This is a genomic window from Chloroflexus sp. (assembly GCF_056331925.1).
Genome location: NZ_JBWGQH010000013.1, coordinates 69,319 through 96,286, shown reverse-complemented (window position 1 = coordinate 96,286; position 26,968 = coordinate 69,319). Strand labels below are relative to the sequence as shown.

Genomic DNA, 26,968 nt, shown 5'->3' with positions numbered 1-26,968 from the left:
TATGGCAACCGATCCCGCGTTTTGGCGCGGGTCGTTCATTGTGTGCGGAGAGGTTGGCGTGGCTTGCAAGGAGGCGCAGCGTGAACCTAACTCAAGTTTGGAAAACAACACTTTCCGCTCTACAATCGCAAACCTCTCGTCACGACTACGAGGCATTATTGCGACCGGCAATGTTGTTGTCGCTCGACAACGGCATAGCTCGGATTGGGGTCTCCTCACCAAGCCAGAAGGAGGTGTTGGAGAATCGATTATTGATGCCGCTGCGCAATGCACTAACCCGTGTGGTTGGCTATCCGGTGCAAGTACAGGTACTGATCGCTAATCAAGCGTTGCGACCCGAAATGACAGCGGCGCCCCGCAACGGTACGCATGTAGCATTGGAGCCAGAACCATTGGTGACCGCGTCACCGACGTCAGCCTTCACATCCGTTAATGGCAACAGTGAACGTGCGGTACAGCTCGATCTCGCCAGTGCAATGCGTTCAGGCATGCTTAACCCGCGCTATACCTTTGCCAGCTTTATTGTCGGTTCGAGCAACCGGCTCGCTCACGCCGCTTGTCTTGCTGTTGCCGATAACCCCGGTCAGGCTTACAATCCGCTCTTCCTTTATGGCGGTGTTGGTTTGGGTAAAACCCACTTGCTGCACGCGATCGGTAATCGCGTGCTCGATCGCGATCCCGAAATTAATGTGCTGTATGTCTCGTCAGAAAAGTTTACCAACGATTTGATTAATGCGATCCGTCGCCAGCAGACCGAAGAGTTTCGGATGCGTTACCGGAATATCGATGTGCTGCTGATCGATGATATTCAATTTATCGCCGGCAAAGATGCAACGCAGGAAGAGTTTTTTCACACGTTTAATACGCTTCATTCCGCAGCTAAACATATTGTGATAAGTTCCGATCGTCCACCGAAGGCTATTTTGACCCTCGAAGAACGGTTACGCTCACGATTTGAATGGGGGTTGATTGTTGATGTCCAGCCACCCGATCTCGAAACGCGCACTGCTATTTTGCGCGCTAAAGCCGAGCAGATGAGCGTGAATGTGCCTGACGAAGTGATCGATTTTCTGGCGCACAAGATTCAGAGCAATATCCGTGAGCTTGAGGGTAGTCTTAATCGAGTGGCTGCCTACGCCGAACTCAATCGGTTGCCGATAACGATTGATACCGCGACGGCGGCACTCGCCGATCTGCTCGGTAATCAGCGACGCCGGCGGATTAGCGCTGAAGCGATTTTACAGATCGTAAGTGAACATTACGGGATTGAGGTGGAACAATTGCGCGCCCGTAACCGTTCACGTCACGTAGTCGTACCACGCCAGGTGGCGATGTATCTGTTGCGTGAAGAGACCGAAAGTTCGTTGGTCGACATCGGCAACCTGCTTGGTGGACGCGACCATACCACCGTTATGTACGGCTGCGAGAAGATCGCCGAGGAAATCAATACCGATAGTCATTTGCGCAGCGAGGTAATGACCATCCGTGAACGCATCCAAATGATGCGTGGCCTGTAACGCCGCACGGCGCGCGGCACACGCCGTGCGGTCCCCACAACAATGCAGGTCTACGATGGTCGAATGCGGGCTAGTGCGGCTTGCAGTTGTGGGTCTTGTTCACGCGGGAAGCGCCACCAATCTACTGCGATCAAGACATCAGGGACAACACCGGTTCCCTCGATCAGAGTACCGTCGGGGAGCTGGTAGGCGACTTCAGCCAGGAGAAGCCGTGAGCCATCATCGAAGTTGTAGCCGTACAGGTTTTCGGTATTCCCCGCCGAGGGCACACCAACAATCATCGCTTGACGCAAAACCCGCATCCCCGCGGCAAACATCTCGGCGGCGCTTGCCGTCTCCTCACTGATAAGTACCACAATCGGGATGTCGGTCAGACCGGCGATAGTTTGTCCACGTGGAATGCGCTGTTCTTCACGCTCGTTACGACCTACCGACGCGCCAATACTGCCTCCGTCGTGAAAGAGGGCGATAATGTTGCGCATGATATGAATATAGCCGCCACTGTTATCACGGACATCAATAATCATCCCGTGGACCGGCCCCTCTGCTAACAGATTAGTCAGGGCGTCGCGCGCTTGGCTGTCGGCATTGTCGACGTAGAAGCTCGGGATGGTGAGCAAGCCAACGTCACCGGCGAGCCGTTCGGCAGTAACTCGATTGAACACGGCAATGTCGATCACCGCTCGGACAACTTCAACCTCTCGTAACGGCTCGTTGCCGCGCTTTATTGTCAGCCGGACACTCGTACCGGGAATGCCACGAACTGCCCCAATTGCACCATCTGGGCCGAATGCGTCGGGATCGTTGAACGGAATCCCATTAACGGCCACAATAATATCGCGCGCAAGAATACCGGCTTGGTCTGCCGGTCCACCGGGCACCACGCGGGTGATGAGGCCGCCTTCATCAATGGTTCGCACACTCACACCAATGCCGCCGTATTGTAGTTGACCACTAGCCTCAGCAAGCTGGGCAGCAACTTCTTGCGGAGACTCGAAGCGTGAGTGGTCGTCACCTAAGCGATTGATCATGTCGCGCACAATCCCATAGAATGCTTCCGGTGTAGTGGCAGCTTCAACTTTTGGTTGTAGTTCTTCCCGAATTGCCTGCCAGTCTAATCCGTTGTAGTCAGGGTATACATACTTGTCACGTACCGTTTCCCAGACTTGCTGAAAGATCTGCAGACGTTGGTCACGACTGAGTGGAGCTAGTGTTGGAGTAGGGGCAATCGTTGCAATCGGTTCGGTAGGGGTTGGTGTTGGTGTTCGCGCGAGATCTGATTCACCGGTAGGAGCTGGCGTGGTGCTTGGTAAAGGAATCCGGGTTGCCGGTGCTGCCGGTCGAGCACCGGTGAAGGTAGGGTCTGCGGTGTGCTGCCCAAAGGTACAGCCGCTCATAATGATCGCGGCCAGCAGTATGAGAAGAATATATCGATGGCGCATAGTTTGTCTGATATGTTCGGTATGTCGGCTACTGTTTAACTGTATGATACCATTAGCACAGTCTTACCACGGTGAGAGCTTGCTGAGGAATTGACACCTTTCCATCAAAGAGCAGACCATATGCTACCGGACATCCAATTTTTCCAACGACCGGGCATGATCGAATTCGGTTGGGGCCATCTAGCAGCCGATCTTCTGCCAAGTGATGAGCTGTTGCGGGCTGTAACGCATACGTTAGTGCATGATGCACCGGCGGCATTGACCTACGGCTTTGCACAAGGGCCGGGGCGGTTGCTGCACCTACTCGCTACCCGGCTATCTGTTTCAGAGGCCGAGATAATGATTACCGGTGGCACCTCGCAAGCACTCGATATGCTGTGTAAGTTGTTGACCAAGCCGGGTGATGTCGTACTCGTTGAAGCGCCTACGTACCATTTGGCACTCCGGATCTTTCGTGATTACGGCTTACGCTTTGTCACGGTGCCAAGTGATCAGCAGGGATTGCACGTCACGGCGGTAGCAACGTTAGTTAAGTTGCTACGTAATCGGGGGGAGCGGATTGCCTTTCTCTATCTCGTTCCTACCTACAACAATCCAAATGGAGTCACCTTACATGCCGAGCGTCGGGCCGAATTAGCACGATTGGCAACAGCCCTCGAGCTAACTGTGATTGAAGATGAAGCTTATGCTGAGTTGTGGTACGATGCGCCGCCTCCACCACCGATTACCAGTTTTGCCCCCGGTGGTCCGCTCATCCGCTTGGGAAGTTTTTCTAAGGTATTAGCCCCCGGTCTGCGTATAGGATGGATGCAAGCGCCGGCTGCCATTGTGCAACGTTGTACGCAAACCGGTATGCTCGATAGCGGTGGCGGCGTCAATCATTTCACCGCTCATGTCGTGTTGGCTCTGTTACAGGCCGGTGATTTTGAACCACACCTGCTTCGTCTCCGTGCGGCATTGCGTGAGCGACGCGATACGCTACTGTCGGCGTTAGCACGGGCGATGCCGGCAGGGGTGACGTGGCGGCCACCGCTCGGTGGTTTTTTTGTCTGGCTCCGTACTCCACCCGATGTCGATACTACGGCTTTGCTCGCCCAAGCCGAAGCTGCCGGTGTCTCGTTTATTCCCGGTGCACGGTTCTACGCCAATGGCGGTGGTCGAAATGAGTTGCGCTTGGCGTTCTCGCTCTTACCCGAGGCTGAACTGATCGAAGGCGCGCGCCGATTGGGTCGGGTGGTAAAGCAGGTGATTGGGTAATACGTTCGTGTCATCAGCGATTATCTCACTTGTCATCACTGAATACGAGGCCGGCCAATCACTTGGCGCCATTGTCGCCAATCGGCTCGGTGAACGTGGTCGTCAGGCAGCAATCCGTGGTGGGTTATGGCAACATGGCCGCCGCGTAACTGCCGACACGCCAGCACGTGCCGGTGAGACCCTCTTGGTGCGTTTGCCGCCGGCCGGTGGCTACCGCGATGCTCCCCTCACCTTGAACCATATCATCTACGAAGACGATGATTTGCTCGTGATCAATAAACCACCTGCCTGTTACACTGGCGACACACCGTGGGATACGCAAGGCAGTGTATTGGCCGTGGCAAGGCGTCTGCTTGCCGAGCGTGATGGTCTGGTGCCTACGTTGCATCTCGCTCACCAACTCGATGCCGGTACCTCAGGGATATTGGTCATCAGTAAACATCCACGCGCAAACGCACCTCTGCAAGCCGCTTTCAATAACGGACAAGTAGCCAAACGTTACCTTGCCCTCTGTGCCGGGCATCCGCCGACGGTAACTGAGCTGATTACCGGTCATGGCCGTGCTGCCGCCGGGCGCTGGCGACTGTACGATCAGACTGAGATCGGAAAGGTGTTACCCAACGGTCAGCGGGTCAAACGCGCTCATACCCAGATCGAGTTACGCCGTCAGTATGGCGATATTGCTCTGGTATGGGCTAGGCCACTTACCGGTCGCACCCATCAAATTCGTTTGCACCTCGCCGCCCTCGGCTGCCCATTGCTTGGCGATGAACGTTATGGTGGACCAACAACAGTCGCCGGTATGAAGATACCGCATCCGCTCCTCCACGCCGCCGAGTTGACCCTTCCTCATCCACGCAGTGGTCGGTTACTTAACATCTTCTGTCCTCCACCATCAATATTTACCATTGTACTGAAGTGTTTTGTCTAGTATTCTGCATTACAAAAGCCGAACGTAAGGTTGAAGTCTGCTTATCATGGTATAATTGTTAAGAATGCTTCAAGCGAGTGACGTTCTACGCAAATGCACAACGATTCCCAACTAATCGCCGCTATTACTGCCATCGTAACTGCGTTGCAGAATCAGGCCCAGGTCGATGCTTCCTTACGTCATCATCTGCGGGTTCTCGGTGAAGCACTGCTGGCAATAGCCGACGATGCGTCGGCCACAGCGGTGTCCGAGCCGGTACAGCCTGACTACGACGAGCCATCTGCATCTGAGACAGTTGCCGGCGAGGAAGAGGTCGTCGCTGCATCTGCATTATCACAGGCTACCTTGCCACGGGCTACTGAAGCAGATGTATTACGCTTAATCGATCACTTTTCCGGGAAGAAAACGTATTTATCTCCACCTACACCAATCCCGAAGTTGGTACCCAATGTTGTTAATGAAGTAGAGTTTCTCACCAGCCTTAGTACCTGTTTATTTAACAAGGCAGCTTATATCAGGCAAGCGCTTGATGAACCGGGATCGGTACCCGACAAAACTGAACCGTGTACGGAGTGGATTGCCAATCAACTTACACAAACACTTACAACACAACGCGACGATTGGGAGGTGTTGGCCGGTTCGTGCGAAGTGGCAGCCATCGTTGTCGACACTCTAAGTGAAATCGTTGACAATCCATCCTTCAAAAAAGAGTTGAAAGAAGGGTTATCCCTTGCCGCTGAAGCTCAATCAGCGCTCTTTGGAGCAGTTCAACGGTTGCGCAAGACGCCCGATCCAACGCAATTACAGCTCTTTGAGTGGTTGCAACGGCGTACCAAGCAAGATGGTATCTACCTTCCGTTTCATCTTTCATTGGACGAAAGACTGTGGTAAGTTGCAACGGCGTACCAAGCAAGATGGTATCTACCTTGCTCGCTATATGCGGCGTGCCGATCAGGCCGATCCGAGCCAATGGCAGACACGGCGAGCACAGGTGGAAGAATGGCGTGCGGCTCTTGATCAAGTGATCTACCGCCGTCGACGGCAACGTAAACTCCTAGACAAATTGCGTTATCAGCTCGATCAAGTTCAACTTGGTGACGATGAGCAGTGGCCTAAGGCGCTCCAAACAATTATCGCTTTGATCGATCTTGGCATACCGCCGAGTGATCGTACTCTGCGCCGCTTACTCCTCCCGTTTCGTGAACGACTACACACGGTAAGCGAGGAGGCGCGTCAGTTGGCGTGGGTTGTGCGTGAGTTAGACCGTGCCGCGCTGACGTTACCTGATGGTAAAGAGGTATCAGTTATCGAAGAGGTGCGTGATAACCCATTGGTGAAGCAGGTGGCTGGGCTGTTGCAGAACAAAAGTGTGGTCTTGATCGGTGGTGATGAGCGCCCGCAGATCAAACAGATGATCGAGGAAGAGTTCAAGCTACGTGAACTGATCTGGTGTGATACGCGACCGCATCACAGTTATGTCTTCACCGAACCATTCATTGCCCGGCCAGAAGTTGTCGTGGTTTTGCTTGCCATCCGCTGGGCCAGTCACGGGTTAGGTGCCGTCAAAGACTTTTGTGATCGATACAATAAACCACTGGTCCGCCTACCGGCCGGCTACAGTGTGAGTCAGGTTGCCTACCAAATCTGGGAACAAGCGAGTAGCCGACTCCGCGATAGTTCAGGCGCAGATGAATAATACGTTAACCGATTTTTGATATCTTGTGCATCCGTCCCGCTATTGCCCCACCTAACGCACCGAGGATGCAGCCAAGCACCTGTCCTAGCAGAAGCAATTGTGGTACCTCAATGCCCACATTGGCCAATGCAGCCACCAAAATCCCGACGACCCCCACCAGCAGCCCGTGAATGGCGAACGCATTGTCGGTCAGCCAACCGGCGACAAAGCCACCTAGACCGGTAAGGCTAGCGCCACAGAGGATTAGCAGCACATGGATCGGATTTTGCCACGATGGCTCGGTAAATACAGCACTTTGGCCGGCAGCGATAATCATCACCTGTAAGATGATGGTCAGCGCGAAATCGGCCATAAACCCGGAAATAACCGCCGTCCAACGAATGTTCACGCCGATACCTTATCTACATCGAGTGCAGTTTCTCAGCCGGCCATGTGCCACACAAAGAGGAAGACCAGCAGTGACACTTGTAATGCGTGGGCCACATCATACCGCGCCGCGTTCCAGAACTCCTCTTGACCAAGCCACCACCAAATCCGGTTCAGGCCAGAACGCACTCGAATGTTGCTCTCCCACCGATGAAGATGAGAGACCCGTGCCAAGCGCATTAGACGACGAAAACCGTTGATGAGCGTAAACATCCACGCTCCCGCAACTAATAGTTGCAGTAGCACCTCCATGTAACGTGCTCCTTCGATGAATGTGATGATGAGAAGATGGGTTTATGAGCGCCGGCGCTGGCGCGGAGTGACAGTATGATCACCCCTTTTATAGTATGCACCGAGTTTGCTCGAAAGCGCAAGGGTGGAGTATGAAAAATTTCCCAACGACGAAGTGAAGTATCTCCCAATCAGCGATACTTCTCTCGTTCGTTGCATTCTCGTATATTAGAGCGAGACCGACAGATAAGGCGGGGTTTGCGGCAGATGAACACGATGAATTAACGTCGTCTACATGACGACCTCATCGCGACCTGTCCCTCACCGATCATCATCGTCGCCGGCGATTCGTCGCATCTGCGCGGCAATCGCTGCTGCACCGAGCAAGGCCAGCGTTGAACTGCACACTATCAGCATGAGCCAGGTTGCATAGCGACTCAGCAACGCGCTGATCAGCCCCATTAGCGACGGCGCCGGTTCTTGAACGAGGCGAGCCAAGGATGTATCGGTAATCGTCCATGACGTGTAATGAGGTGGCACAGATGATACACAGGCGTTGACTACGCCGGTTGGTGTGATGAAGACCATCACGGCGATAGTGCTGACGAGCAGAACATGGCTCAGATAATATTGCAACATACCGTAGAATCCCCCGCGTAGCAGTTCTACGGACCTATGATACCATGTTCAGCTCGCCAGGCGATCACAGCTCACACTCATCCTGTTGCCAGCTCACGCCACGCAATCGTGCGGTTCGTTACCGGTCGGTCGTCGGCAATCAGACCATCTCGCACGCTAATAATCCGCTCGGCATGTTGGGCTACATCGTGCTCGTGTGTCACGAGAATGACGGTGATGCCCTGTTCAGCATTGAGCCGCTGAAAAATACCCATGATCTCGGCACCGGTATGTGAGTCAAGCGCACCGGTCGGCTCATCGGCCATAATGATCCGCGGCTCATTGACCAATGCTCGCGCAATCGCCACGCGCTGTTGTTGCCCGCCCGACAGCTCATTAGGCCGGTGGTGCAGTCGGTCTCCCATACCCACCGCTTCCAAAGCGCGCCGTGCCCGCTTTTGTCGATCTGGCCGTCCCCGTCCGTACAGCATCGGCAGCTCGACATTCCGCAAAGCGGTAGTTCGTTGTAACAGCATGTACTGCTGAAACACAAAGCCGATCTTCTCATTACGGATGATCGCCAGCTCATCGTCACTCAGTTCACCAACATTCACCCCTTCCAGTAAGTATTCACCTGACGTTGGCCGGTCGAGACAGCCGATGATGTTCATCAACGTACTCTTGCCGCTCCCCGACGGTCCCATGATCGCTACCATCTCCCCTTGGTTGATGGTAAGCGATATGCCGCGTAAAGCGTGTACTTCCGTCTCGCCCATGACGTAGACTTTCGTAATATTGTTCAGTTGAATCAGAGGTGGTGTCATCGCCGGTTTATTCCTTTTATACGGTCAAAGCTGCTCGTTTATACTAACCTGCTCAACGTTGATTCGGTTACCCTATCACTGTACATACCTCATAATCATTGTACCTGACATTCATCTGCTTACTCCGCCATCATTGCACCAAAAAGACTGGTATAATAGTGCAGATATGACGTTCGTTTGTGTGATTTTGTTGAGGAATCTATGACCGATCCGACTGCTGCCCGCCCACTTGAGATGGCCAAAGCCTATGAACATCGCCTCGTCGAGCAGCGGCTTTACGATTGGTGGGAACGTAGTGGCCTTTTCGCGCCGCGTGATGATGCTCCCCGACCACCGTTTGTTATCTCGATACCACCCCCCAACGTCACCGGTGAGTTGCATCTTGGCCACGCGATGTTTGTCGCGATTGAGGATCTCATGATCCGCTGGCGTCGTATGCAAGGCTATCAGACGCTATGGGTGCCTGGTACTGACCACGCCGGGATTGCGACCCAGATGCAGGTCGAAAAGCTGCTCGAACGCGAAGGTACATCGCGGCAGGCAGTAGGGCGTGAAGAGTTTCTACGCCGCACGTGGCAGTGGAAAGAGAAGTACGGTGGCGAGATTACTCGTCAGTTACGTCGGCTGGGGGCGTCGTGTGATTGGTCACGCGAACGCTTTACTCTTGACCCCGGCCTCTCGCGTGCGGTCCATACCGCTTTTAAGCGCCTGTATGACGATGGCCTGATCTATCGTGGTACGTATCTCGTTAATTGGTCGCCAAAGCTGCAAACGGCGGTGAGCGACCTTGAGGTCGAATACGAGGAACGTAACGTCTCAATTTGGTATGTGCGCTACCCGATCCGTACCGCTACGTGGACCGGTCCAACTGCGCCGTGGGGGTCGGGTCAGTGGGCTGCCGGTGCTACCGAGTTTATTACTGTTGCCACTACTCGCCCTGAAACGATTTTAGGCGATACCGCGGTGGCTGTCTCACCCGGTGATGCACGCTACGCCCATCTTGTCGGCAAAGAAGCGATCTTGCCGGCTTTGGGCCGTCCTATTCCAATTATCACCGATGAATATGTCGATCCGGAGTTCGGTTCGGGTGCGGTCAAGATTACGCCCGGTCACGACAAGAATGATTATGAGGTCGGCAAACGCCATAATTTGCCGATGATTAACATCATGAACCCCGATGCGACCATTAACGAAGCGGGTGGTCCTTACGTCGGGCTCGATCGCTTTGCGTGTCGTAAGGCGATTCTGGCCGATCTTGAGCGAGAAGGTTTGCTGGTTAAGACCGAACCACACAAGATGAACATCGGGATTAGTCAGCGTGGTGGTGAAGTCATCGAACCGCTTCTCTCCGAGCAGTGGTTTGTTCGGACTAAGCCGCTCGCCGAGTTGGCTATCGCTGCGGTACGGGATGGTCGTGTGCGAATCGTTCCTGAACGATTCGAGAAGGTCTATTTTCACTGGCTCGAACATATCGAAGACTGGTGTATTTCGCGCCAGCTCTGGTGGGGCCATCGGATTCCGGTTTGGTATCTCCCCGATAGCTCTATCGTGGTGCCCGGCCCCGATGAGCCACCGCCTGCCGATGGTGTCCAAGACCCCGATGTGCTCGATACATGGTTCAGCTCCGGTCTGTGGCCGTTTAGTACGCTCGGTTGGCCTGACGATACCGAAGATTACCGCCGGTTCTATCCGACCAGCGTGATGGAGACCGGCTATGATATCTTGTTCTTCTGGGTGGCGCGGATGATGATGATGGGTTGCTACCTTACCGGTCAACCACCATTCCACACCGTCTATCTGCACGGCCTCGTGCGTGACGAACACGGACGCAAGATGTCGAAGTCGTTCGGGAACGTCATCAATCCGCTTGAGGTCGTCGAGCAGCACGGCTCCGATGCGCTGCGCTACACCCTGGTAACGAGTGGTACGCCTGGCCAAGATGTTAATCTCAACCCACAGCGGATTGAAGCGGCGCGTAATTTTGCTAACAAGATTTGGAATATTACGCGGTTTGTGATCGGTAAATTGGGCGATCTGCCCCGTACCGACAGTGTGAAGATTACGCCAGAGATGCTGCACCGCGAGGAGTTTACCCTTGCCGATCGCTGGATTCTCTCGCGCTATGCCTATCTGGTAGCCGAGGTGGATCGGTTAATGGAAGGGTACAACTTCGGTGAAGCCGGTCGTCAAATTCACGACTTCCTGTGGGGTGAGTTTGCCGACTGGTATGTCGAGGTTGCTAAGGTGCAGCTTGAAGGTGATGCCCAACGGGTTAACCTCACCCGGCGCGTGCTCTTTACCGTGCTTGATGGTAGCTTACGACTGCTCCATCCCTTTATGCCCTTCGTGACCGAAGAGGTGTGGCAATATCTCACCGAAGCCTACCAACAGCCCGATCCTACTCCCACCACGCCCTATGCCGAATTGGGTCGGCGTACCCTGAGCTATGCAGCTTATCCAACACCGCTTGCAGGAATGCGCGACGAGGCGGTTGAGGACGATTGGGCGTTGGTGCAAGAGCTGATTGTGGCCATTCGGAATGTACGCAGTGAGTACAAAGTTGAACCGGCAAAGTGGATTGCAGCTACAGTTGTCGCAGGCGAACGCGCTGAGCTGTTCCGTGCTCAGACTTCGTTGATCAGCCGATTGGCCCGCGTTGCTGCCGACGAACTCACCATCGTTACCGATCTTGTCGAACGTCCACGTCAAGCCGCGTCAATTGTGATCGGCACCGTCGAATGTTTCCTACCGCTGGCCGGTCTCATCGATATTGCTGCAGAACGCGACCGTCTCCAAAAAGAACTGGCCCAAGCCGAGACAGACGTTGCCCGTCGTAGCGCTCGGCTTGCCAACGAGAGCTTTGTCAGCAAAGCTCCACCGCACGTTGTCCAAAAGGAGCGCGAGGCGCTTGCAGCGGCAGAGGCAGCGGTAGCCCGTCTACGTGAGCGAATTGCCGAGCTTGAGGCGTAGTGCATGTACAACATTGCAGCGACGTTGCCCGGCAACGTCGCTGCAACAGTGTTCTCCTCTTCGCATCCGCTACAGATATTCACGTTGATTCACCCGTCGCCGCCACTCTTCTTTTATTTCAATCGCCGTTCCCTGTGAAACCAAGAAATCGAGTAACATACGGCCAAACGTATTGGCCTGCTCGAGGAAGGGGAAGTGGCTAGCTTTCGGTAACACCAGCAACTGAATTGGGCGCTCGGCCAGCTCGTTAAGAAATGCGGCGTGCGCCGGATTGACAATCGGATCTTTGCCACCGTATACCGCCAGCAATGGTGTCTGTAACGAAATAATGTGAGGACGCAGGTCTGTCTCGAGCAACGACTCGTGAACCTGGTTTAACACATGTTCGCTCAGGCTGATCGTGTCTTCCTCAATCTCCTGCTGAATCTCGGTGTCCGCTACCTGTAACGAGCGTACCATCCGCGCCCAACCGTTCTGGTTGGTGTTCATGCCTAGCAAGCGAGAGAGCGTCCCCGGCTTGATATGTTGGGCCAACACTTGGCCGTGGAGGGGAGTAGCGACGGTCAGCAATCGGTTGAACCGCTCTGGATGTTGGTAAGCAGCGATAATCGCCACCATCCCTCCCATCCCATGCCCAACCAACGTCGTTCGGGCAATCCCCAGCCGATCCATAAACTGCATCAGCATCGCAACATATGTCGGTACCGAAAACTGATCACCGCGCCGGTCGCTCTCGCCAAAACCCCAGAAATCGAACGCATAGGCGCGGTACCGTTCGGAAGCAAGATCCATGATCGGTACCCAATACCGCCACGAGCCGATCCAGCTATGCAGGAAGATGATCGGCTGACCGCGCCCGAATACTTCGTAGTGGGCGAGCCGATTGTCGAGGTGGATAACACTCATATCTCCACCTCCTCGTGATTGTCGGTAGTTATCGTTTGCTGGAGTGGGATGGCAAACGAGAACGTACTGCCTTTACCTAGCTCGCTGGTCACCCAGATCTCGCCACCATGCATCTCTACCAGTTGCTTGGCGATACTCAGGCCCAAACCGGTACCACCGGCAATATCACGCAGTGGGTTGTCGGCGCGGTAGAAGGGGCGGAAGAGCTTCTTCACCTGCTCCGGTGACATTCCAACACCGGTGTCTTCCACTTCAATTTGCATCATGTTCGCTCGATTAACGAACGCTCGAACGGTAATCGAGCCACCTTCATAGGTGTATTTCACCGCGTTCGAGAAGAGGTTGAAGATAATTTGACTGACCCGCTTCTGGTCGGCAATAACCGGTGGTAGGTCCGGCGAGGCATCGATCCGCACTATCATGCTCTTGCGCTCGTATTCCAATCGTAGCGATTGGACTACTTCCTCGATTACGGTTGGAATATTAACTTGCGTGAAAGTGAGCTTCTTCTTCGAGTCGGGCCGTGAGAACTCGAGAATGTCTTCGATGAGGGCGCGGAGTCGGTTGGTGTTATTTTTGATAATGTTCAGATAACTGAGTTGATCTGACGTCAGGTTCAGACTGGCCGTAAGCAGCAGGACATCGACATACCCTTTGATCGCCGTCAACGGTGTACGTAGCTCGTGGCTGACGTCCGAGATAAACTGACGTTTCTCCTTGTCTGCCTCAATTTCGCGGGTAATGTCGCGTAACACGGCCACGGTGCCGTAATCGGTGTCAAGTCCACGTACCGGTGCGATGTTCACCGCGATCACCTGTGTCGGATCGGTTAAGTCAATTGACGTGCTAAAGATACCTTGGGTCTCGCGCATCCGGCGTAGGCCGTGCAAAATGCCTTGGTAAATCGTCTGCCCACGTCGGCGGCTGATGTCGTCGTTACCAACCTCGGCTAAATGAGCGAGGGGTTGACCGAGAACAAGGTCGGCTGCAATATCGAGCATCTGCTCCGCAGCTGGGTTGAACAGCGTAATCTGATTCGTCGTATCGAGAACAATAACACCTTCCGTCATCGAGCGGAAGATAGCGGCACTCTTCGACGACTCGGCACGCTGCTCTTCGAGGAGCACGGCATTGCGGAACGCCAGATCGTTCACGAAACCGTAAAGCTGGGCATTATAGACGGCAGCAGCGATCACACTCGCAATTGTGCCGAGCAGATTCATTTGCGAATCGCTGAAGTAATCAGGTTGCGGGCTAGACAGAATGATCACACCAATAGTAGTATCACCTGTCTGCAATGGGACACCGGCAACCGAACGGACTGTATTAGCGCGATCCCCTTCCTGAACCCAACGCGGATCCTGCGTAACGTCACGGATGTTCACCGGTTCTTGGTGCTGCATAATCCAGCCCGCCAAGCCCTCGGTATTGTTCGCGAATCGTAGCGGAACATTGGCTGCTTGCACCTGCCCACGACCGTGCAACACTGCGCGGCAGATTAACGCTCCACTTTCCACATCACGCAACATGAGCGACCCGCGATCCACGTGTAGACTGTCGGAGATCAATGCAAGCGCCCGCTGAATGATCAAGTCGAGATCGAGTTGAGTCGTCAGTTCTAGGGCAATTCGGTTGACTGCCTCGAGGCGTTCCTTCTCTTCCGACAGCAACTGGGTCGCTTGTTCGAGTTCGGCGGTGCGTTCACGCACACGCGCATCGAGATCGGCCGCGAGGTTGCTAATTTGATCGAACAGACGCGCATTCTGGATGGCTTGGCTTGCTTGGCTGGCGATGGTAAATACAACCGCTAATGCCTCATCATCGTAGGCAGCCGGTTCAAGATCGTGAACCGTCAATACACCCACGAGTTCATTATCAACCAGCAGCGGCGCTCCGATCCATGCACCATCACACCAGCCCAGTCGGCGTAATTCGTGAAAGCGCGGATCGCGATACGTATCGGCGATCAGGATCGGCTGATGCTCAATCGCCATCGATTGGAAGAGACTACTATTTTCGAGGATCAAGGTGCTATTAACCGGTAGGGTACAAGTTGTGCCACGCACCTCGACTACTCGTAGATCACCGTACCCCTCGTCACGCAGGAGCACTGCTGCGCTATCGTAGGGGACGATCTGCTGCAACTGTTCGAGGACGAGTGTCTGAATCTCGCGTAACGCAAGGGTTGACGTAAACGACTGGGCTATTTCACGCAACATGTCCGCCTGTCGTCGCCGTTTTTGCTCGACGGCGAAGAGTTGCGCGCTCTTCAGTGCCTGTGCCGCTTGGTTGGCCAAGATTGAGAGCAGTGAAATTTGGTGCTGGGTCCATTCAAAAGGTTTCCGCATGCCAACCCAGATCACAGCGAGGCGTTCTTCGATTGGCCCAACCGCAATGCCCAATGCGCTACGTACACCGAGCTTCAATGCATGGTGCCCACCGTCATCGAACTCAGCTAGATCGCTAATGGCAATCGGTTGATCGCGTCGTAACAAGGCGGCAGTCAGACCGTCGCTCCGAAAATCAATGTGAATGTCTTCACGGAATTCAAGGCCATCGATGAGGATCTGGCGCTCAATATTCCCACGCCGGTCGATTCGAAGCACTGCTCCCAGTTCGGCACGCAGCAGGCGCACTGCTGCATCGGCGATAAGCATCTGAATCGTGTCAGGTTCGAGTGTGCCCGATAAGCTCTGCGACACCTCGAACAGGGTGCTCATTTCACTCGCATTTTGGCGGGTTTCGGCAAACAGGCGGGCGTTGTTGAGTGCAACAGCCGCCTGATTCGTTACCGTCGTGACGAAACGCAGATCGTTCTCGTCAAAGGCATATTGCGTATAGCTCTGGATATTAATCACACCTAGTACCTGATCGCTGTAGATAATGGGAACGACCAGATACGACTCCTCGATGGCCGATGTATCGCCGATTCGCCCTTCATCGATCAGCAGACCCATCGCACGGGCGGCAGATGCTGTGCCAAGTAAGAGCGGGCGACGGTTTCGGATGACCCATCCATTTGTTCCATAGCCAAGTGGTTGCGGCTCAAGTGTAATTCGTTGACCGCGGTCGTAGGCAATCGGATAGCTAATCGTATTAGTCGCTTCATCGTAGAGGGCGATCAGCGACGTGCTCACATCGATAATTTCACCGATTCCGGCGTGCAATCGTTCGATCAGTTCAATAACATCAAGCGAAGCGTTTACTTCAGCACTAATTCGGTTAATAATTGTCAGCTCATTGATACGTCGCTCACGCTCCTCAAACAGGCGCGCATTTTCCAACGCTGTTGCCGCCTGATTGGCCAGACCGGCCAGCAATAACATCTCATCGTTCGTAAAGCGACGTCGGTAATTGGTCATCACACTGAGCACACCGATAATTTGCTCGCGGTAGATGACCGGTACACCCATAAATGAGATGAGATTATTGCGCTGCTGGTAGTTGGGGTAGAGCGATCCGCCCTCTTCATTCACATCTTCGATGATCAGGGGCTGACCGGTCTCGGCTACCCGTCCGGTGAAGCCCTGACCGATAGGTACGCGCATCCTACGCCCCTGCTCAGACGGAATACCATCGAGGGCTGCCGGTGTGAGGACATTGCCTTCGCTGATCGTCCATAGTGCTACTGTCGTGACATTAAACTGACGGCTGACCAATTCCATCAGTTTATTGAGCACCTCTTGCGGGCGGAGCAGCGACGACAAGATCCGAGCAGCGTCGAGCAGCGTTGATAGTTCGCTGACCTTCTGCCGGGTAGCCTCAGCACTCCGCTGCGCTTCAGCAGTTGCACGGGCGCGTGCAATGGCGGTACTCGTCTGGTTGGCCAGGGTCTGGCACAACTCGAGGACTTGCGGCGAGAACGTACCCGTTCGTCCGACAAAGTCAAGCCCAACTGTACCGATCACTTCGTCATCCAAGATGATCGGTATGATACCAATGGAACGAATATCAAGTGCACGGAATATAGCATGCGACGGTGCGAACAGTGGATCGTTTTGCGCATCTTCTGAAACCAGCGGTCGTTTCTCGCGGTCGAGCCAATCAACCGAAGGATTGTCGAAGAGTTGGATGCGCAGTTGATCGAGCAGTCCACTATCGACAAACTCGGCGACGGCCGGTGCATAGCCGCTTTCACGGTCGTAGATCACTATCCGTGCCTGATCAACCCCCGTCGCGGTCGCCATTGCATTTACGATCTCTTGGTAAATGGCTTTGAGATCGGTCAGTGCATTGGTTTTGGCTGCAACCCGGTTGATCAATGCCAGTTGCTCAACTTGCGTTTGCGCGCGCTCGAGGAGGCGAGCATTCTGAACGCCGAGCGCTAATTGGCTGGCAACCGTCGTCAGGAAAGCGCGTTCCCGCTCGTGGTAGATACCGGGAGTGTAGCTCATCACCGCCAGCACACCAACGACCGTCTGGTCCCCGATCAGCAATGGCACGCCGAGCCATGCTGCCGAGGGACGTTCACTCCCAAAACGTACCGGCTGAAAACCGGCTTCGGTAGCCTCAATACTAAGATCGGTAAATTGTAAAGGCTGGCGGGTCTGAATAATTCGTTCGGTCAGGCTCCCCGGTTTAGGTGGCTGGCGATGCTCGGTAAATGACTCAACCCCTTCGTTGACTTCGTAACACAACGTCATCTCGCCACTTTCCGGTTCGTACAAAAATGCGACAAATGAGTCGAGGGAAAGGAAGTGGCGTAACTGCTCGTACACATCGCGCAGCATTTGCCGTTGATCGAGCGTTGCCGCGATGATTTGCCCGATTCGGTTAATAATGTTCAGCTCGCGAATCCGTTGTTCACGATCGGCGAAGAGACGAGCATTTTCAAGCGCGATGGCGAGTTGGTTGGCCAGTGCGGCTAAAAAGCGTAAGGTGCGTTCAGAAAAGGCGGCGGCGGTTTCACTCTGTAACGATAGAACGCCGATCACCGCTCCTTGGCTGATCAGCGGCACCCCGATCCATGAGCGTACCTGCCGACCCTCTTCAACTAACAGGAGCGACTGACTGCGCAGATCGGTTGCTTGCAAAAGGTCATCGATCCGAAGTGGCTTACCCTCATCAATAATCTTAGCAGTTAGTCCTTGCTTTGGTGTGATACGCTTATGGTATTCAGGAACTGTCACACCACGTTGCTTAAACAGCTCGAAGCGTATCGTTTCTTGCTCGGCATTGTAGCTAGCGATGTAGAAGAAATCCGGTATGCCGAGGAACGCTACAATCTCTTCATAGACACGCTCAAGTAAGATGTCGAGGTCGGTTGTCGAAGTTGCTGCGGCGCCAACGTGGAAGAGTGCCGCCATTTCCTCGGCCCGGTCGCGAGCTTCCTGTAACAGCAGATGGTTTTCAATCGCAATAGCAGCTTGATCGGCAAAAATCTCAAGTGGTTCGACCATCCGTGCTGTTGGGCGTTGCCGATCTTCGGTATCACTGGCGAAGATCATCCCCAACAACATCCCATTGGTCGAATAAAGTGGTACGCACAGCCGGTCGTTCAATTGCCATTCGTGCTCAGCCCGCTCATCGCTGAATGGGTGATAGTCAAATATACTCGTGTCGAACCCGGCTTCCAGTACGCGAGCCTCCGTAGCCGGCACAAAGTATGTTCGTCCGAGCCGGAAGCGTAGGTCAAGATAGCGCGTCGCCAGTGTTAACGCCAATGGATGTTCGACCAAGCGCGCTTGTTCCGATAAAGGAATACCGGCAGCCGCCTCCAGATAGAGGTGATTCGGATCATCGGGCCGCGCAAGACAGAACATGACGGTCCGTAGACCGAGCGCTTCAATGATGCTGTACCCGATCTGCTCAAGCACACTCGGCAGCGACTGATCGGCGCGCAGGGCCTGCCCAATCTCCAACACGTCTTTGAGAATATCGGCTCGCCGCTGGAGCATTTTGGCCATATGCTCCAGCTCGAAGTAGTGCTGGGCATTCCCGATCCCAATCGCCGCCTGGTGGGTGAGGGCACGGAGAAACTCAGCCGCGTCGTGGTCGAAGTAGTGCGGTTGTTCCGCAAGCAACAACACTACTCCGTACACACTACCCTGGTAGAAGATGGGTGCTGCCAGCGCTGAACTAGCGTTCGGGCAAAGTAATGCACTGCGCTCATCTTCACTGAGGTAGTCGCCGATCGCAATCTCCCGACGAACGATTGACTCTTGGGCAGTATGTACATCTTGCTCAATCGTGCTACCGAGCAGTCGGGTACGTAGTTGCGGTGCGTAGCCAATGACTTCGACAATCACAAATGCACCGTCTTCACTATCAAGGTCGGTGGTCAGTGATCGGTGCAACAATTCGGTCATTGAGCGGCCACCATTGGTCGACTCCGAGGAATTTACTCGTAATGCGATCAAACCGTGACCGGCGCCGGTAGCGCGTAGTGCTTGCTCAAGTACAAAGGCAAGAATCTCGTTTTGGTTGAGAGTAATCGCTAACTGACTACCGATCCGTTGGAGCGCGCGCAGTTGTTCGATGCGTAAGCGCAAGCTGCTATCAACTTGTGCAAATCGGCTAGCATTGGCGATGGCACGTGCCGATTGACCAGCAATAATGCTCAACAACCGCTCATCTTCGGCGCTAAAGGCTCCCGCTTGCGTCGAAATGAGCTCCAACGCACCCAAGAGTGTGTTGCCACTCCGCAACGGCATGCCCAAATAGCTTTGGGCAGGCATATCGTTAGCAAGGATCAGAATACAGGCATTATCAAGTGCCCCCAACCACACCGGCGGTTGGGAAAGATTTCCGATCCGCAGCGGTCGTTGATGGCGCGCGATCCACAAACTCAGGACATCACCCTCACCACCAACCTGACACCGCAATCCATGCTGGAAAGCGATGCGCATCGTCTGGTAGCGTTCGTCGTACAGGGTAATCCGGGCACCACTGAATCGGACGAGCTTAGCAGCACCGGCTATCGTCGACTCCAGTGTTTCATCGAGCGAGAGATCGGCAGCAAGCGACTCACTAATCTCCTGGAGCCGTTCGAGTTCACCGGCACGTTGTTGAGCTGCATCGTACAACCGCCGGTGTTGTACGGTGGTCGCGATCTGCGCGCTCAGCACCTGTAATAGGTTGCGCTCAATCTGATCGAGCATATAGCTCGAGGCGGCGTAGCCCATCGCCAAAAATCCAACAACCTGCTCTTTGCTCCGTAGTGGTGTCAACCAAAGACTTTGGCAACCAAACATTGTTGCATGAGCAGCTATCGGATTATCTTGCGCGATCAGCGGCGTGTTGGCTATCAGAACCGGCTCGCTTCGCTCCATGAACGCTGTGAGTGCCGGAGTCAGGGTAATGGTATCAAAGCTGCGCACACCACTGAGGTGTTCACTGTGCACAGCAATCGTCTGAGCTTGATTTTGACGGTTCGGATCGATCAAGTACACCGCCCCGAAATCGGCGTTGAGCGCTAATGCCATGTTCTCGGTTGCCCGTGCAATGGTCTCTTCGATGACCAACCCCGATCCGATCTCAAGACTGTTCTCGTACAATACGAACAGTTCACGAGCATGCCGACTTTCGTGTTGTTGTAACGACGTGGTGTGCAGCAAGAGCGCAAGCGGACGGGCTAACGATGAGATGGTGAGTTCCGCATCGGGTCCGGGATCGATGAGGATCAGTAATCCAACTAACTCAACTCCAACACTGAGGGGTTCGACCAGCATCGGCCATTCAGTTGGGACGCCACGACGCGACAAATGATACTGCCAGGTACCATGCTGACCGGTCTGAAACGTGATCGCTTCGGCAATGGCCTCATTGTCGCCAATCGCCAGTCGCGATGGAAACACCGTACTGCCTGCACTACTTACTGCTCGTGAAAGGGTCTGCTCATTGAAGTTAATCCAGTACAGGGCGAGTGCTTTCGCCGGCAACAAGCTGCATGCTTCACGACACAGTTGCTCAAGTGCAGCCGTCATATCACCAAGGCCGGCCTGCTCTAGGGTTGCATAGCCGAGGGATCGCAACCGTTCGATGCGCTCGGCCAGTTGGGATCGTTGCCAGATGCTGAGGAGGGTCGTAATTTGAGCGGTCAGTGCTTTGGTGAATGCCGGATCGAATGTTGCCGCTAAGGTAAGCCGGCCATAGTGATGGTTCGCATCGCGGAGGTCGAGGGCATAGCCATTCGTTGGCGCATCACCCCATGTCACGCTGACCAGCTCGCGCTCACCGGCCAATAACGTCAAGCGCCCGCCGACGCCAAGGTGCCGTTCGAGCAACTCACCGATCAGGCGGCACAACGCTTCCGGCTCGGTACCACCAAGCGGTTGTTGACTATGTAGGGCCAATTGGGTAAGGAGTTCCCAACCTTGGGTTGGGGCTCCAGTGACCGTCGTATCCATGGCCTCGCTCTTGCTAACCGGTTGGGGCTGCATTGACTGCTACATATACCTAAACGAATACAGGGCGCTGTTTTTACAGAATGCCAAACCGTATATTAAGAGCGGCCATACACTACGAAACTACGCTTACCTTGTTCACGTGCCTGTACCAATGCACGCTGACGTACCTCCTCTGCCACCTCACTCAGCTCACGAATATCAGCAAAAGGGCCATCATTGTGAGTTAGTACACCGATAGAGAGCGACATCAGTGGAGCCTGCCGTGGTTCACCGGTTTCATCAACAAACTCGATGTAACCCTGTTTCCGGTGACGGTAGTTGTAGTGTAGGCCAATTTCGTCATCAAATCGGGCAATAATCCGTTCACAGATGGCTTGTGCGCGTTCGGGAAGGGTCGTGATCAAGAACGATTGCCCAACCGATTGTTGACCGACAAACTCCTCATTGCCACCCAGCTCACTCACCACTTCATTGAGCATGAGAGCAACAAAACGTAACACATCTTCGCCAACAACAGCACCATAGACATTGGTAAAGGTCTCAAACCCGTTAATATGCACATTTATGAGCGCCCAATGTGATGCAGTAAGAAGTTGCCGTAGCTGATCATTCAGTAACTCGGCGGTTGGCAAATTCGTGACGGGGTGCAGTTGGTTGCGCCGGCGAGCTTCTTCAAGCTGATTCTTGACGATTGTGTGAACCTCTTCAATATCGAACGGTTTTACGATGTAGTATTGCGCCTGAACTTCTCCCAACCCGATCAAACGATCACGCCGTTCACCGCGTGCGGTCAGAAAAATAATCGGGATATGACGAGTGCGCGGGCTTGCACGCAAGGCTCGTCCCACATCGTACCCCTCCATATCGGGCAGGTTCACATCGAGCAGGGCCAGATTTGGCGGTGTCTTACTGCAAATCTCTAGCGCCTGTTGACCGCGCAAGGCTGTGTAGACCTCGTATCCCTGGGCAGTGAAATAGATCTTCAACAGGCTTGAGATGTCTGGCTGGTCCTCAACCACGAGGATACGTTCCTTGCTCACAGTCGATTCTCCTTGCGATGCGGCGGCTATGACCGCTGGCTCGCACTAATGTGCTCGGGCAGGCGACCATTTCCGGTAGGTTGACTTAGACGAAATGTGCTCATCTGAACCGGTGGCTCGCTATCAGCGGGCGAGCTAGGGTTGGAGTGTGCCGGATCATAATAGACGTTCGGCCAGTGGTAGATAATGCGCCGTGGTTCACCAGTTGCTTCATCAACGTCGTTCAGATCGTGTCCGGGTACCGTCTTTCGTATCAGATTCATCTCATTATCAAAGATGATCACTGCATTTGATTCTATCATACGTCCGGGGTAGACCACAAATCCACTGCCGAGTTTTACGTTGTGACCAACCGCCGAACCCAACACCGGCATATTAACTTCCATCGGAACACCGTCATGAATAACCTTGATCGGCTCACCTTGCAAGTTGAAATCGGTGAAGACGTTATTCGCACCGATGAAGGTATTGCGGCCAACCACACAGAGTTGGAGCGTGCTATTCTGGGCCACCATGCTATTTTCCATCAGTACCGTCATAAATAGACCGGCGTTGAACGGCAAAAAGCAGCGGTCACTTACCACACTCAGCATAATTTGTGACCCTTGCATAATATTGACGTTGTTGCCGATATAGCTATTGGCAATGACTACTCCCGGCCCGATATAGACATCATCACCGATTACCGTAGGCCCGTGGATGATCGCTGTCGGATCGATAGAGCAGCGTTTCCCGACTTTGACCAGCGCACGCGAGGCGAGAAAGTGATTACGCCACTGCTCTTCAAGTGGGTTAATCTTCTCCCAAAATGCCTTAAGTGCGAAGGCAATTTTGCCTGGAAATAAGCGCCAATCTTCCGCCGTCCACTTAGGAAGGTTCTTCAACCGTGCCTTGCTCATCCGCACGTCAAGCGCGGCAGCCCACGAGAAGACCCCCATTAACACGTTAGCCATTAAGACGTGGAGCCAGCTCTCAATCGAGACAAAAGCCCGAATTGGAATCTGATAGGTCAGATCCCCTTTATGCGCCATATAACTAGGGATACGGTAATATCCCATCTCATGGCTGAGCGTGTCAATGACGAGCGGCTGTGCCTGGGTCAGATCGTTCACACCGGCGGGGAGATAGTAGAGATCGGCAACGTAATAATCACCGACCCGCCGAATATGGTGCGAGAGCTGCGTTGCGTGACGCTCGATGCTCGGATCGCCCTTCTGACCGGTAGCCGGGTTACTGGCTTTGAACGCAATCTGTGCCGCTGTCCCCCGTTTACGCGCTTCATGAATGAAGGTGTCGATCAGCTCAGCATTGAAGAAGAGATTATCACGGTACACGATGCGCTCGTCGTGAGCCGATAACTCAGAGACCTCGGCTAATTGGTCGATTTCAACTGCACTTTTACTGTACGCCTTCAATAGATCACGCTGCAAAAGCCAGAGCGGCTTGTTGAGGATGCGCAGTTCACGGGCAGGCTCAGCGAAGGGCGAGATGAGTTTTGGGTCGCGCAGAATGATCCGCTCCATCGAACGAGTCCTTTCTGCCGTTGTCGGCGCGGAATAGTTCAATCATTTGCTGGTACTATAGGCTGTAGCTCCTAGAGACTCAAGGCGTACAGATTACATTCGGATTACCACGTTTATCGCGTCAATGCACGATATAGACGATTTTTCAGATACGGACCGGTTGCCGATTTGGCCAGCATAGCAATAGTTTCGGGTGTGCCGGCACCGATCAGGTGCCCACCGTTGTCGCCGCCTTCAGGGCCGAGTTCGATCACCCAATCGGCAGCAGCGATCAGATCAATGTGATGTTCAACCACGAGTACCGTATTGCCCGCATCAACGAGACGTTGTAAGACGGTTACCAATCGTTCGATGTCGGCGAAGTGCAGGCCGGTCGTTGGCTCATCGAGAATGTAGAGCGTCCGTCCGCTACTCCGCCGGCTCAGTTCGGCGGCCAGTTTGATCCGCTGTGCCTCGCCACCGCTCAGGGTCGGTGCCGGCTGACCGAGTTTGAGATAGCCAAGGCCGACATCGTGAAGTGCTTGCAACCGTTCGGCAATAGCCGGTACGCGCGCGAAGAAGTCAAGCGCTTCTGCTACCGTTAATTCTAACACTTCGGCAATGTTGAGACCACGGTAACGAATATCTAACGTCTCTCGATTATACCGCGTTCCGCCGCAAATATCACATGGTACGAACATATCGGGGAGAAACTGCATTTCGACCTGAATCAACCCTTCACCGGCGCAGTGCTCGCACCGACCGCCCTTGATGTTAAAGCTGAAGCGCGAGGCATCATACCCGCGAGCTTTGGCTTCATTGGTCGCAGCGAATAAGTTGCGAATGGGATCGAAAATCCGACAGTAGGTAGCCGGGTTCGAGCGTGGCGTGCGTCCGATCGGGTTTTGATCGACGACGATCACTCGTTCAAGATGTTCAACACCGAGAATGGCATCGTGATCGCCAGCGTGGACTTTGCCGCCATGCAGCAACTGCATTAAGCGCGGCGCAAGCGTGTCTCCAATGAGGCTACTCTTGCCACTACCGCTGACACCACTAACCGCGACAAAGCAGCCGAGGGGAATACGCACATCGATGTTCTTGAGATTATTGGCTCGACATCCGCGCAGTTCGAGCCATGGCCCGTTGGCCGGACGTCGCCGGTCGGGAATCGGTATCTGACGCTTTCCACTCAGATATTGCCCGGTTAGCGACCGTGGGCAAGCAATGATTTCATTCAATGTTCCACTTGCCAATACTTCACCACCGTGCGGCCCAGCTCCCGGCCCGATATCAACCAGCCAATCGGCAGCACGGATAGTTGCTTCGTCGTGTTCGACCACAATCACGCTGTTACCGAGATCGCGTAATTCCAGCAACGTGGTGAGCAGACGGTCATGATCACGTGGGTGTAAACCGCTACTCGGTTCGTCGAGCACGTAGAGTATGCCGGATAAGCCGGCACCTACTTGCGTCGCCAATCGCACACGCTGCATCTCACCGCCACTGAGTGTCATTGCTGTGCGATCCAGCGTGAGATAAGACAGTCCAACTTCACATAAAAATCGTAAGCGCTGGGTAATCTCACGCACGATTGGGCGCGCAATGGTGCGTTGCCGTTCGCTCAACTCGTGGTATTCGAGCAGAGCACCGGCCCACGCCAACGCATCGGCGACGGTCATCCGGTGAATATCGGCAATCGATGCACCGGCTACCGTGACGGCGCGAGCAGCGGGGCGTAGGCGGGTTCCACCACAATCAGGGCAGGGGTGTGGTGAGGTGTACTGTTCAAGCGGCGATGGGTCATTGCCGTTTCGCTGTTCGTTGAGACGGCGGCGTAGGTTGGGTATGATACCCTCAAATTCAGTTTCAACACTGTGGACTCGCCCCTGATGGTGGTACTGCAAAGTGATCGGTTCACCACCGGTACCGTACAGTAACGTACTTAAGACTTCGGGCGACAGTGCATTGATCGGTGTAAGTGGGTCAACGCCGAAGTGAGCGGCAAAAGATCGCAGCACGTCTTGATAGTAGCGCTGGGCGGTACTATCTCCTTCTCGCCACGGCGCAATCGCTTCGAGGAGCGGTAAGCGGCGGTCAGGCACGACAAGGGTAGGATCGATTTCGGGTACGACACCCAGGCCATCGCAGGTTGGACAAGCCCCGTGCGGGTTGTTGAACGAAAAATCGCGCGGTTCAAGCTCACCTAAGTCTATCGAACCGTGTTGTGGACAAACATACCGTTCACTGAGCAGCCACTCATCGCCGTCGATGACCTGCACCATCAGTTGACCACCACTCAACTTCAGGGCCGTCTCAACCGAATCGGTGACCCGCACACGGTCAAGTGCCGGTGTTCCCTCGGCAGTACGACGAATGATCAATCGGTCAACGACGGCTTCGACAGTGTGCTTTCGGTACTTATCCAACCGGATCGGCTCATCAAGTTCATGCACCACACCGTCGATCCGAGCACGAACGAAACCGTGTCGCCGCAGCTCGGCCAGTATTGTTTCAGCATCACCGGTCAGCGGGGCAAGGAGCTGTACCCGTCGGTCAGCCGGCAGTTCAACGATAACATCAACCATCTGCTGCGGCGTATAGCGACGGAGCGGTGTATAGCAGTGTGGGCAGTGTGGTTGACCGATACGGGCAAAGAGCAAGCGCAAGAAATCATACACTTCGGTGACAGTACCAACGGTGGAACGGGGGTTACGGGCACCGCCTTTTTGATCAATCGCAATCGCCGGTGATAGCCCTTCGATCAGGTCTACATCGGGCTTTTCTAGTTGACCGAGCAATTGACGAGCGTACACCGATAAGCTCTCGACATAGCGGCGTTGCCCTTCGGCAAAGATGGTATCGAAGGCGAGCGAACTCTTCCCCGATCCCGAAACGCCGGTCATCACGACCAATGTACCGCGTGGGATGTCGAGATCAATCTGTTTGAGATTGTGAGTGCGTGCGCCGCGGATCCGTATCCATTCCATGGTGCTGCATTGCTTATATTGGTACGAAGTCTAGAGTATCTAGACAGTTCTTTCATGGTACCACACATTAATAACCAGTTTGAAAAGCCTGAGGCCTACTTCGATGACTTGTCATCGAAGTAGGCCTCTGCAATGCAATAGCGCAACGGGTGGAGCCAATGGCCGGACTCGAACCGGCGACCGGCTGTTTACGAAACAGCTGCTCTACCGACTGAGCTACATTGGCAAGATACCGTCAACGATTGTAGCCGAAGTAGACCGGTTTGTCAA

The 26,968-nt window shown here is 54.3% G+C and carries 16 protein-coding genes and 1 tRNA gene; 6 read left to right on the top strand and 11 right to left on the bottom strand.

Features of this window, described 5'->3' with window-relative positions:
• Window positions 1-80: 80 nt before the first annotated feature.
• Complete coding sequence (gene dnaA / locus AC01ZF_RS08665; RefSeq protein WP_424676855.1) at window positions 81-1,517, top strand: chromosomal replication initiator protein DnaA; 1,437 nt, start codon at window positions 81-83, stop codon at window positions 1,515-1,517.
• A gap of 50 nt (window positions 1,518-1,567) precedes the next feature.
• On the opposite strand, the gene AC01ZF_RS08660 is transcribed toward dnaA, so the two are convergent.
• Window positions 1,568-2,959, bottom strand: a complete 1,392-nt coding sequence (locus tag AC01ZF_RS08660; RefSeq protein WP_476575290.1) for a S41 family peptidase — start codon at window positions 2,957-2,959, stop codon at window positions 1,568-1,570.
• A gap of 120 nt (window positions 2,960-3,079) precedes the next feature.
• Here AC01ZF_RS08660 and AC01ZF_RS08655 point away from each other — a divergent pair, with 120 nt between their 5' ends.
• The 4 genes from AC01ZF_RS08655 to AC01ZF_RS08640 all read left to right on the top strand — a co-directional run bounded on the left by AC01ZF_RS08655 (window position 3,080) and on the right by AC01ZF_RS08640 (window position 6,843).
• Window positions 3,080-4,216: an aminotransferase-like domain-containing protein gene (locus AC01ZF_RS08655; protein ID WP_424676857.1), complete on the top strand. Its 1,137-nt coding sequence runs from the start codon at window positions 3,080-3,082 to the stop codon at window positions 4,214-4,216.
• 7 nt (window positions 4,217-4,223) lie between these two features.
• The gene (locus AC01ZF_RS08650) at window positions 4,224-5,147 is read left to right on the top strand and encodes an RluA family pseudouridine synthase (protein WP_428111309.1); all 924 of its coding nucleotides are present in this window, start codon (window positions 4,224-4,226) and stop codon (window positions 5,145-5,147) included.
• A 93-nt stretch (window positions 5,148-5,240) separates the two neighbouring features.
• Window positions 5,241-6,038 carry a hypothetical protein gene (locus tag AC01ZF_RS08645; RefSeq protein WP_476575289.1) on the top strand — a complete coding sequence of 266 codons (798 nt, stop codon included), beginning with the start codon at window positions 5,241-5,243 and terminating at the stop codon, window positions 6,036-6,038.
• Window positions 5,989-6,843 (top strand): hypothetical protein, encoded by an 855-nt coding sequence (locus tag AC01ZF_RS08640; RefSeq protein WP_476575288.1) that lies wholly within the window; start codon window positions 5,989-5,991, stop codon window positions 6,841-6,843. The genes AC01ZF_RS08645 and AC01ZF_RS08640 overlap by 50 nt, the downstream gene beginning before the upstream one ends.
• A 4-nt stretch (window positions 6,844-6,847) precedes the next feature.
• On the opposite strand, the gene AC01ZF_RS08635 is transcribed toward AC01ZF_RS08640, so the two are convergent.
• The 4 genes from AC01ZF_RS08635 to AC01ZF_RS08620 form a co-directional block, all read right to left on the bottom strand.
• Window positions 6,848-7,231, bottom strand: coding sequence for a TIGR04086 family membrane protein (locus tag AC01ZF_RS08635; RefSeq protein WP_428111311.1), 384 nt, complete (start codon window positions 7,229-7,231; stop codon window positions 6,848-6,850).
• A 32-nt stretch (window positions 7,232-7,263) separates the two neighbouring features.
• The gene (locus AC01ZF_RS08630; protein ID WP_476575287.1) at window positions 7,264-7,521 is read right to left on the bottom strand and encodes a hypothetical protein; all 258 of its coding nucleotides are present in this window, start codon (window positions 7,519-7,521) and stop codon (window positions 7,264-7,266) included.
• A gap of 300 nt (window positions 7,522-7,821) precedes the next feature.
• Window positions 7,822-8,139 (bottom strand): hypothetical protein, encoded by a 318-nt coding sequence (locus tag AC01ZF_RS08625; RefSeq protein WP_424676862.1) that lies wholly within the window; start codon window positions 8,137-8,139, stop codon window positions 7,822-7,824.
• 77 nt (window positions 8,140-8,216) lie between these two features.
• On the bottom strand, window positions 8,217-8,942 hold the full coding sequence (locus tag AC01ZF_RS08620; protein ID WP_424676863.1) for an ABC transporter ATP-binding protein: 726 nt from the start codon (window positions 8,940-8,942) through the stop codon (window positions 8,217-8,219).
• Window positions 8,943-9,143: 201 nt separating this feature from the next.
• Here AC01ZF_RS08620 and AC01ZF_RS08615 point away from each other — a divergent pair, with 201 nt between their 5' ends.
• Complete coding sequence (locus AC01ZF_RS08615; RefSeq protein ID WP_428131173.1) at window positions 9,144-11,912, top strand: valine--tRNA ligase; 2,769 nt, start codon at window positions 9,144-9,146, stop codon at window positions 11,910-11,912.
• Between the two features lie 69 nt (window positions 11,913-11,981).
• Here the strand turns inward: AC01ZF_RS08615 and AC01ZF_RS08610 are convergent, their stop codons facing one another.
• From AC01ZF_RS08610 to AC01ZF_RS08585, 6 genes are all read right to left on the bottom strand, one after another.
• A complete protein-coding gene (locus AC01ZF_RS08610; protein WP_428111316.1) occupies window positions 11,982-12,818 on the bottom strand; it encodes an alpha/beta fold hydrolase in 837 nt (278 codons plus the stop codon).
• Window positions 12,815-21,166, bottom strand: a complete 8,352-nt coding sequence (locus AC01ZF_RS08605; RefSeq protein ID WP_476575286.1) for a GAF domain-containing protein — start codon at window positions 21,164-21,166, stop codon at window positions 12,815-12,817. The genes AC01ZF_RS08610 and AC01ZF_RS08605 overlap by 4 nt, the downstream gene beginning before the upstream one ends.
• A 95-nt stretch (window positions 21,167-21,261) precedes the next feature.
• Window positions 21,262-22,206 carry a GGDEF domain-containing response regulator gene (locus AC01ZF_RS08600; RefSeq protein ID WP_428131179.1) on the bottom strand — a complete coding sequence of 315 codons (945 nt, stop codon included), beginning with the start codon at window positions 22,204-22,206 and terminating at the stop codon, window positions 21,262-21,264.
• A 26-nt stretch (window positions 22,207-22,232) separates the two neighbouring features.
• Window positions 22,233-23,729 carry a multidrug transporter gene (locus AC01ZF_RS08595; protein ID WP_428131181.1) on the bottom strand — a complete coding sequence of 499 codons (1,497 nt, stop codon included), beginning with the start codon at window positions 23,727-23,729 and terminating at the stop codon, window positions 22,233-22,235.
• Between the two features lie 113 nt (window positions 23,730-23,842).
• A complete protein-coding gene (gene uvrA / locus AC01ZF_RS08590) occupies window positions 23,843-26,698 on the bottom strand; it encodes an excinuclease ABC subunit UvrA (RefSeq protein ID WP_424674673.1) in 2,856 nt (951 codons plus the stop codon).
• A 150-nt stretch (window positions 26,699-26,848) separates the two neighbouring features.
• Window positions 26,849-26,924: transfer RNA gene (locus tag AC01ZF_RS08585), tRNA-Thr, on the bottom strand.
• Window positions 26,925-26,968: the final 44 nt, after the last annotated feature.